Genomic DNA, 9,427 nt, shown 5'->3' with positions numbered 1-9,427 from the left:
ATCGTTAATATAGGCGCTGCGGTTGCCTTTTGCCTGCCGATCTACAAATCGCAGGATGTCATCTTCTAAAGAGATTGTGACTTTCTGCATCAGTATGAGTTTTGGGTATGGTAATTTCATCATACTCAAAATTCTCCTAGTTCATTTTAGGCATCGTGTGTGAAGCGAGCAGAGCAAACCCATTAAATTGCATTCTCCCCAACATAAGAAACGCGATCGCATTCTCCGCAACATAAGAAACGCGATAGCTTGCGCTGACTTGTCAGTTCGCTTTTTATCGGGTCGGTTAACCATACTGGGGGATTCGCGAGTTCTATGAGCAAAGTAAGAATAAGGAGATCGAGTAGTAAGAGGTAAAAATGCAATCAACTATTGAGCGATCGGCAACCCAACTACCGCCGCTGATTCCCCGCGAGATTCTTTTCGGCAACCCAGAACGCACCAGTCCGCGACTATCGCCGGATGGTAAGTATCTGGCGTACATCGCCCCCGACGAGAAGAATGTCTTGCAGGTGTGGTTGCGGACAGTCGGACAGGAAGACGACCGCCAACTCACCGCAGATAAGAAGCGCGGTATCCGGATTTTCTTCTGGACTTATAACGCCGACCAGCTGATGTATATGCAAGACTCAGATGGCGACGAAAACTTTCACCTCTATTCGGTCAATATTCACTCCAATATTGTCCGCGACTTAACGCCATTCCAAGGGGTGAAAGCACAGCCAGTGGATCTTGACCCCAAGTTTCCCGATCAAGTGTTGGTGGGGATGAACTTGAATGACTTGCAAAAGTTTGACGTTTACCGCATCAACCTGGCTAACGGTGCGGTTGACTTATACGCCGAAAACCCAGGCAATGTCGTTAGCTGGACAGTAGATGCCCAATTCCAGGTACGTGCCGCTACCGCTGCCACGCCTGATGGGGGTTCTGACCTATTATTCCGGGAAACAAGCCAAGGCGATTGGGAAACGCTGCGTCACTGGGGGCCAGATGATGAAGGCGGTGCCGTCAGCTTCTCGGAAGATGGCAAAACGCTTTATATCAGCGGTAGTCACGATGCCAATGCCAGTCGTCTGATTGCTTTCGATGTCACTACTCGCGAAGAAACCGTAATTGCCGAAGATCCCCAATACGATCTAGGCGGCATCGTCATTCACCCAATTACGCGAGTTATCCAGGCAGTTTCCTTCTACAAAGAGAAACAAGAATGGCAGGTACTTGACCAAAGTATCGCCGCAGATTTTGAAGCGATCGCCCAAATTCGTCCCGGAGAGTTCGGTATCTCCTCCCGTGACCTTGCCGACAAAAATTGGCTAGTCGCTTTCCTCACCGATGACGGCCCGGTCTACTACTACGCCTATAATCGAGACTCCAAGACCAGCACCCTCCTGTTCAGCAACAAACCCACACTCGAAGGGTTGTCGCTGGCATCCATGCAACCGATTTCCTACCAAGCCCAAGACGGCTTGACGATTCACGGCTACCTGACAACACCTGTAGGAATAACCGCACAGAATTTACCAACCGTGTTGCTGGTTCACGGTGGTCCTTGGGCGCGAGATACTTGGGGTTACGACCCGCAAGCGCAGTGGTTGGCAAACCGGGGTTACGCGGTGCTGCAAGTGAATTTCCGGGGTTCCACCGGCTACGGCAAAGCCTTTGTCAATGCTGGCAACCGGGAATGGGCGGCGAAGATGCACGACGATCTTATTGATGCCGTCAACTGGTTGGTGCAACAAGGCATCTCCGACCCGCAAAAGATTGCCATTATGGGCGGTTCTTACGGCGGTTACGCAACCCTAGTGGGATTAACTTTCACGCCGGATGTCTTTGCCTGCGGTGTGGACATCGTTGGTCCGAGTAACCTGATTACGCTGATGCAAAGTATCCCGCCCTACTGGGAACCGCTGAAGGCGAATTTCTACTATCGGGTCGGCAACTTGGAGACGGAAGAAGAATTTCTCAAATCGCGATCGCCCTTATTTTTCGTTGACCGCATAACTAAACCCTTGCTAATCGCCCAAGGTGCCAACGATCCACGGGTGAAGCAGGCGGAAAGCGAACAAATCGTCGAGGCGATGCAAAAGGCAAATAAGCCTGTAGAATACGCCCTTTACACCGACGAAGGACACGGTTTCGCCCGTCCCGAAAACCGACTGCACTTTTACGCGATCGCAGAAGAGTTTCTCTCTAAATATTTGGGTGGACGTTGCGAACCGCTAGGAGACATCCCCGGACATTCCGGCGTACTAAATCCATAGTCCCCATTCTTACCAATAGAGGTACGCAAAGTCTAAACTTTGCGTACCTCTACGCTTACCTTTGCGTACCTTTGTGTTTAAAACCAAACCTTTTCCACGGAATAACAGTATTCTTAAAAAAACCTACTTGTTCAGGATTTAAACTGTTATGGACGACTTTATGACAGATGCGATCGCCGAAGCTAAACAGGGACTCAGCGAGGGGGGAATTCCCATTGGTTCAGTTCTAGTTAAAGATGGGCAAATTGTCGGGAGAGGACATAATAAGCGCGTCCAAGACAACGACCCTGTTACCCACGCAGAAATCGATTGCTTACGCAATTCTGGCAGAATCGGCAGCTACAAAGATACAACGCTTTATTCTACCTTGATGCCTTGTTACCTCTGTGCTGGTGCTGTTGTCCAATTTGGGATTAAAAAAGTCATTGCCGGTGAATCTGCAACTTTCTCCGGTGCCAAGGAATTCATGGAATCCCACGGTGTTGAAGTGATTGATTTAAACCTGGATGACTGCAAGCAGTTGATGACCGATTTCATCCAGAACAATCCCCAGTTATGGAATGAGGATATTGGCAAGTAATTTCCCAGAAAATAGCTTTTAAATTTAAATAATCAGGGAAAACTTTTTGTTTTACCCTCTAGAAGTTATTTGTTTTTTTCGATATAATAAACTTGATAAGGAAGAACTAAGCTTCAATATTTATTGAAAACGGATTTCTATTATTTAAATATACCTTGAAAAGGCGGAATTATCGTTACCAAATACGGGATTAATCATAAAAATATACTGAATATCCTTCCCTTTTTCCACTCAACTATAGAATCCCTCTGTTTCTGAGAAATGTGTCGAACGTCTCTCTATCGGGCAGAGAGGGTTGGGCACCGGCAATAGTTGCCGAAATCGCACCAGCGGCAGCACCCCAGATTACTGCCTCCCGGAGAGGACGCCCAGAAGCCAAAGCTGCTGCCAATCCCCCATTAAACGCATCCCCAGCCGCAACAGTATCAACTGCCTGAACAGGGAAAGCGGGGACGAAGAATGTTTCCTCCTCTGTGGCACAGAAGACACCGCGATCGCCTAGTTTCACAATTGCAGTACCGACGCCCTGTTGACGTAAAGCTGCGGCTGCTTTGGCAGCGGTTTCTTGCCCATCCACAGCAAAGCCTACCAATTGCCCCGCCTCAATTTCGTTGGGGGTGATGATGTCAACCAACGGATATAAAACAGACGCAAAATTTTCCATCTCGATAGCAGGTGCGGGATCGAGAATGACCTGGACACCCGCTTGTCGCCCTGCTCTAGCAGCTGCAACAACGGCTGGCATCGGAATCTCGAACTGAAGGAGCAATGCAGCAGCACCGGGTAACAAATCGCTAAGGCGTCCTACATCCTTCTCGTTCACCCGCCCATTGGCACCGGGGACGACGATAATATGATTTTGTCCCCTCCCACCCACAGCGATCGCTGCGACGCCAGAATGAGCCGCCTCATCCACCAAAACAGCCCCAGTCTCGACACCAGACGCTTGAAGATTGGCGAGGAGTTCGCGTCCAAAATTGTCGGCACCCAGACGCCCAACGAGCTGAGTCGGAATCCCCAGCCGCGCCACTGCTACCGCTTGATTCGCCCCTTTTCCACCCGCAGTCGTAAAAAAGTCATGACCCCGTAGCGTTTCACCAGCAACTGGCAATCGGGGCGATCGCGCCACGAGATCCATGTTAATGCTGCCGAAGACGATAACTTTGGTCATTGGTCGCTCTTGAAAGTTTTGAATTTTGAGTTTTGAATTAAAGGGATTCCTAACTCAGAACTCAACATTCACCACGTTTTGGACTCGCTCACTGCACCGTAACCGCCGGTTCTAAACCCAAAGTCGCCATTAACCGCTCAATATCGAAGTTTTCAGCCATCATCTGGCGAACGCACTCGACCTTAATCGGTTCGTGGAGCCGCACTTGACCAAAGGCACGGTCAATAATTCCTACAGCCGTCAGCGTATCCAGGTCAACCGACAAAATCGGAATCTCTAAATCTTCAGCGCGGCTGAGGATAAAATGTTGTGGCGGCAATTGTCCAGTCAAGATCAGGCACTGGGTGGAAGTTTCCAAGGCGGCTAGCTGGATATCCGTGCGATCGCCTCCCGTCACCACCGCCATGTTCGTTCCCTTACGGAAATACTTCAGCGCAGAATTTACATTCATTGCGCCAATTGTCAAGCTTTGTACCATTAAATCCAGCCGATCTGGACGGCACAGAACTTCTGCCTTCAATTGGCTGACTAGTTCCCGAACGCTGACACTCCGCAGCAACTCGCTTCTTGGCAACATTCCCAACACAGGAATCCCCTGCCGCTCTAGAAAAGGTCGTACGAGCGTCTCAGCGGCTTCCAGATTAGCTGCGGGAATATCGTTTATCAAAACACCCGTTAAGCGATCGCCCAGCCGCTTTTTGGCTGACAACAGCGCATCCACCAATAGAACCGAGTGAAAACGAGCCACCAGTAAAACAGCCGCATCAACCGCCTCAGCAACCTGTCCCAGAGACAAGTCGAATAAGCTGCCTTCTTCCAAAGTTCCTGGCCCTTCTAATAAAACCATTGGGGCACCAGGCACCCGTCGATACTGCTCCAGAGACAGACGGTAATCCGTCTGGTCTTCTCCAGATAGGCGTCTTTGAATCGTCTCTTCATCCAGAGACAGCAGAGTCGGTCTGATTCGGTTTTCTGGTAACTTCAATACCTGAGCGAGTAACCGAACATCCTCCTCCATCGCATCTGTTTGCGATTCACTTAAACAGGTGCCCAGCGGTTTCCCATAGGCGATATCCAGCCCCTTTTCTTTCAGCTGATGGGCAATCCCCAAGATCGTTGCTGACTTGCCACTGTAAGCTTCTGTTGACCCGATAAGCAAATATTTAGCCGCTTTTGGCACACCCTCACTCCTCATTTCTACAGTGTTCAACCATCTGCTCGTAGCAGCTTACGATAGAACGTGTGGGAAAAGTCGATTGTGCGAGTGCGCTTGAAATTCATAATTACGTCGATTAAAAAATCGACTAACTCTGAATTTGCCATCATCACTTCGTAACTCAGTTCCGCATTTCCATCAAACTGCAACCGACAACGGGTCAAATCCAATGGGAGCCTAGACACATACCAGGTGGCAACAAAAGGAATGCTATCGCCGCCTTCTATTTTTCGATTCCCTTCTAAAGACCCTTTTTGATACAGGCTAATTGCCAAGGGCAACATATTCCGCTTATTGCCCTGGTAGTAGGGCATGTAGACACTGACATCCCCTTGGTTTGCAGGCTGAAGTTGGTCAATTGACATTGTCTTAAATCTTCCTCAATTTCCGTCTGACTGGCAGTAGGGCGTTGTCCCTAATTTTCTGCGCTCTGACAGCCGATTGGGAACACAATAGCTTAGAGTTCTAGCCTTGGACGGTGGAGCTAATGGTGATTTTACCTTAATATACAGGTTCCCGCGTCCTCCCCAGGATAAATTCATTCATTAAAGGAATTAAGGACTATGTGGGAGGGAGAAAGAGCAGGAAAGAGTAGTAGAGAAATTTTCGTTTTCCTTCCCCTTTTTTCCCTTTGTAGCGAATTTTTTTCCCCTTTTCCCCAATTCCTGAGTAAAACTTCCTATCTGTTGCCGATTAGTTTACGCTGACTGAATAAAGTTAGGGAATTATTCACGCGAGAAATCTATGCCTCCTTTAGTTGCTAATTACTACTTAACTTATCGCTGCAACGCCCGATGTCATTTTTGTAACATCTGGGCATTAGAGCCACCCCAAGAAGCTGACTTTGCCACGATTCAACACAACTTAAAGGACTTGCGCCGGTTGGGTCTGAAGTATATAGACTTTACGGGTGGCGAACCCCTGCTACGTGCAGATGTTGGTCAGATTTACGCTGAAGCCAAAAAGCAGGGATTTTGGACCAGCATGACGACGAATACAATTCTTTACCCCAAAAAAGCCAAAGAAATTCAAGGATTAGTTGACTTTTTGAATTTCTCGTTAGATGGTGCGGATGCTGAAACTCACGACCATTCCCGAGGGGTGAAAATTTTTGACACCCTAGTTGAGTCGGTTGCTCTAGCGCAAGAACTCGGCGAACAACCCGTTCTCAACCACACCGTCACCGCCCAAAATTATCAGCACATTAACGAAGTCGCAGAACTCGGTCTACGCCTAGGCGTCAGGGTATGGCTCAACCCAGCTTTCACCGCCCACGACCACTACAATTCCAACAAGAATCCCACCCCAGACATGGTGGCAGCAATTCAAGCCGCCGCCAAGAAATATAAGAATGTCGGATACAATAAGGCTGCACTGGCGTTCATTGAAGCTGGGGGGAATGATACGAAAAATCCCCGCTGTAAAGCGGTAGATGCAGTAATTGCGATTTCTCCCGACGACAAGCTACTCCTACCTTGCTATCACTTTGCCCAAACCGGCGTTCCCATTAACGGTAAGCTTTACGACCTCTATCGCCAGTCAGAGGAAGTGGAATCCTACCGCCAATCTCAGGGCAAACTGTCCGTGTGCGAAGGATGTACGGTATGGTGTTACCTGATCCCCAGCTTCTTTATGGGTGTAGATAAGTATTGGTGGTTGAATCAAGTAACCTATGCCGGAGAATTCCTGGCCCGAAAAAGATTCTTACAACGAGCTTGAACCGCTCGATTCTCTGTTGTCTGAATGTAGAGACGCAATCAATGAAGTTTCTACAGAAGAATTTGAGAGCGACTTTTTTCAGGGACTGGCAGGACGCCGACGCAAAGCGGCGTTCGCCTTAACGGTGATTTGGGGCAGCATCATTGCCCTACATCTGTTTGTTTGGGGTTCGTGGTTAGTCCTAGGACTGACCGGACTGTTGGTGATTCAGGCGTTCCGCGTCGTATTCGCGCGACCCCGACCAGTCCCAGCGCCGTTGTCGGAAGCAACAAAAGACCAATGGCCTTCTGTTTCCCTACTGGTGGCAGCTAAAAATGAGGAAGCTGTTATTGGCAACCTGGTGAAAATGCTGTGTAATCAGGACTACCCAGTAGATCGGTATGAAGTTTGGGTGATTGACGACCACAGCACCGATCGAACCCCCCTCGTGTTAGAGCATCTGGCGAAGGAATATCGCCAGTTAAAAGTCCTGCGCCGAGGTGCGAATGGGGTTGGCGGCAAATCGGGAGCGCTGAATCAAGTGTTGTCCCTGACGCGAGGAGAAATTGTCGGGGTATTTGATGCCGACGCCCAAGTGCCACCAGATATGCTGCGTCGGGTTTGCCCAAGTTTTGAGCGGCAACAGGTGGGAGCCGTGCAGATGCGAAAAGCGATCGCGAACCCATCGCTGAATTTCTGGACTCGCGGTCAGATGGCAGAAATGGCACTGGACTCCTATTTCCAGGAGCAGCGCATTGCCATTGGCGGCATCGGGGAACTTCGAGGCAACGGTCAATTTGTCCGCAGAGCTGCCTTGGAGCATTGCGGTGGGTGGAATGAGGAAACCATCACGGACGACTTGGATTTAACGATCCGCTTACACCTGGATCGGTGGGATATCGAATTTCTGATCTTTCCCCCCGTGTATGAGGAAGGCGTCACCAGCGCGCTGGCACTGTGGCACCAGCGCAATCGATGGGCAGAAGGGGGATTCCAGCGCTATCTGGACTACTGGCGTCTCCTGGTTTCAAACCGGATGGGCACCCTCAAAAGCATTGATGCGTTCTCGTTTCTGCTCACCCAGTATATTCTGCCCGCCGCTGCCGTGCCCGACTGCCTAATGGCGATCGCGCGGAATCGTCTGCCGATTCTCAGCCCCATCACCGGAATGACGTTCATTCTGTTTCTGATGGGGATGTTCGTCGGTCTGCGCCGCACCCATAAAGAAGAGAAATTGACTGCATCGGTCTTTTTCGTCACCCTATTGCAAACCTTACGGGGTGTCCTTTATATGTTGCACTGGATGGTAATCATCGCGGCTACTACCGCCCGGATGTCCGTGCGACCGAAGCGGCTGAAATGGATTAAAACGGTGCATCAAGGCAATAGCGAGGAAAGTTTTGAGTTTTAAGTTTTGAGTTTTAAAAAAAGGGACACGGCAGTACCGTGTCCCTTTTTTTAAATAGGACGCAGCACTGCCGTGTTCTTACTCTAAAACCCTACATCATCATCTTCTTGCCACTCATTGAGTAGCTCGTCGGCAGAATGAATCATCTCTTCGAGTGGCAAGCGCGTCGGCATCTCGGAAAGAGACGGTAAATCTAAAGTCTCCAAATTTTCCTCTCGCTCATCAGCCAGCTTGACAATTTCCCCTTTAAAAAAGTCCGCGAGGCGTTTGGCAGCGATCGCGACTTCATCGTCCCACTCTAAATCGGGCGGTGCGGGTGGTTGGGCAGTAGCGGCTGGAGTTCGTGAAGCTGAAGAACTGCCGTTCTTCACCTCATGCTTCTCCTGCGGTGGCATCTTTGACGGCGGCGGGCTGGTTGAAGGGGGTGCTAAATCGTTACTAGCGCCATTCCCTGTCTTGCCTTCCCCAGAAGGCTGTACGGGCGGTGCTTGAGGAGTCGGTGTCCCAGATGCGATCGCTCCTACGGAATTTTTACTGGGCAATGTTCCTAAAGAATCAGACCTTTCAGCGTTTGGCGGTTTTGAGGCAGGATGAGACTTCACCTCAGCCCCCCCGCTAACTTGAAAGCTGACTTTTACCTTAGATTGAAAGGTTTTTGAAAAAGCTGCTTCCACATCTGGCAATTTTGTCTGGGCTAACTTTAACAAACCCGTTGAACTGACACTCAGGATTGCTTCCCGACCATTAAAGTTTAGTAAGCGACATCGTTGACGCAAAAATTCTTGCGTCCCAAATAGCTGGACGTGATTAATCACCTGTTGCCAAACTCGATCGAGTTCGACACTTCGATCCGTACCCTCTCCAGGCTGAGAAACTGGCGCAGGAGGTTCGGTCGATTCTCTCGGTTCTGGTGGTGGTGCCGCCGCTGAGGGCGTCTTTGGTGGCGCTTCCTGCTGAATCTGCGGAACACTAGGAACAACGGGTTCAACGACTGGCTTAGCGGGTTGGGCAGGGGTTGAGTGTTGAGTGTTGGGTGTGGACGCCCGATCGACTCTTGCCTCTTGCGGCTCGACACGCAGGCGACTCAGATTCA

Annotated in this window: 7 protein-coding genes and 1 pseudogene; 4 read left to right on the top strand and 4 right to left on the bottom strand. The window is 49.9% G+C overall.

Going from position 1 to position 9,427, the window contains the following annotated elements; genetic code table 11:
- Nucleotides 1-359 precede the first annotated feature (359 nt).
- The gene (locus tag H6F50_RS01475) at nt 360-2,261 is read left to right on the top strand and encodes a S9 family peptidase (RefSeq protein ID WP_190425551.1); all 1,902 of its coding nucleotides are present in this window, start codon (nt 360-362) and stop codon (nt 2,259-2,261) included.
- Nucleotides 2,262-2,409: 148 nt separating this feature from the next.
- Entirely contained in the window at nt 2,410-2,841 is a 432-nt protein-coding gene (locus H6F50_RS01470; protein ID WP_190425548.1) for a nucleoside deaminase, read from the top strand.
- Nucleotides 2,842-3,076: 235 nt separating this feature from the next.
- Here H6F50_RS01470 and rbsK read toward each other — a convergent pair whose 3' ends face one another.
- The 3 genes from rbsK to ebsA form a co-directional block, all read right to left on the bottom strand.
- Nucleotides 3,077-4,012, bottom strand: a complete 936-nt coding sequence (gene rbsK / locus H6F50_RS01465) for a ribokinase (protein WP_190425545.1) — start codon at nt 4,010-4,012, stop codon at nt 3,077-3,079.
- An 88-nt stretch (nt 4,013-4,100) separates the two neighbouring features.
- A complete protein-coding gene (locus H6F50_RS01460; protein ID WP_190425541.1) occupies nt 4,101-5,192 on the bottom strand; it encodes a DRTGG domain-containing protein in 1,092 nt (363 codons plus the stop codon).
- Between the two features lie 26 nt (nt 5,193-5,218).
- A complete protein-coding gene (gene ebsA / locus H6F50_RS01455; RefSeq protein ID WP_190425538.1) occupies nt 5,219-5,593 on the bottom strand; it encodes a type IV pilus biogenesis protein EbsA in 375 nt (124 codons plus the stop codon).
- A gap of 379 nt (nt 5,594-5,972) precedes the next feature.
- Between ebsA and H6F50_RS01450 the strand changes: the two genes are divergently transcribed.
- Both H6F50_RS01450 and H6F50_RS01445 read left to right on the top strand, forming a co-directional pair.
- Nucleotides 5,973-6,947, top strand: coding sequence for a radical SAM protein (locus tag H6F50_RS01450; protein WP_190415319.1), 975 nt, complete (start codon nt 5,973-5,975; stop codon nt 6,945-6,947).
- A complete protein-coding gene (locus tag H6F50_RS01445; RefSeq protein WP_190425535.1) occupies nt 6,901-8,337 on the top strand; it encodes a glycosyltransferase family 2 protein in 1,437 nt (478 codons plus the stop codon). Before H6F50_RS01450 ends, H6F50_RS01445 begins: the two co-directional genes overlap by 47 nt.
- Before the next feature lie 80 nt (nt 8,338-8,417).
- Here the strand turns inward: H6F50_RS01445 and H6F50_RS01440 are convergent.
- Nucleotides 8,418-9,427, bottom strand: a pseudogene (locus H6F50_RS01440) (hypothetical protein); the annotation flags it as partial.

The sequence above is a fragment of the Coleofasciculus sp. FACHB-712 genome, assembly GCF_014695635.1.
Taxonomy (GTDB): domain Bacteria; phylum Cyanobacteriota; class Cyanobacteriia; order Cyanobacteriales; family FACHB-T130; genus FACHB-T130.
Note: the sequence above shows the minus strand (reverse complement) of the source record. Positions and strands in the feature narration are given on the sequence as shown.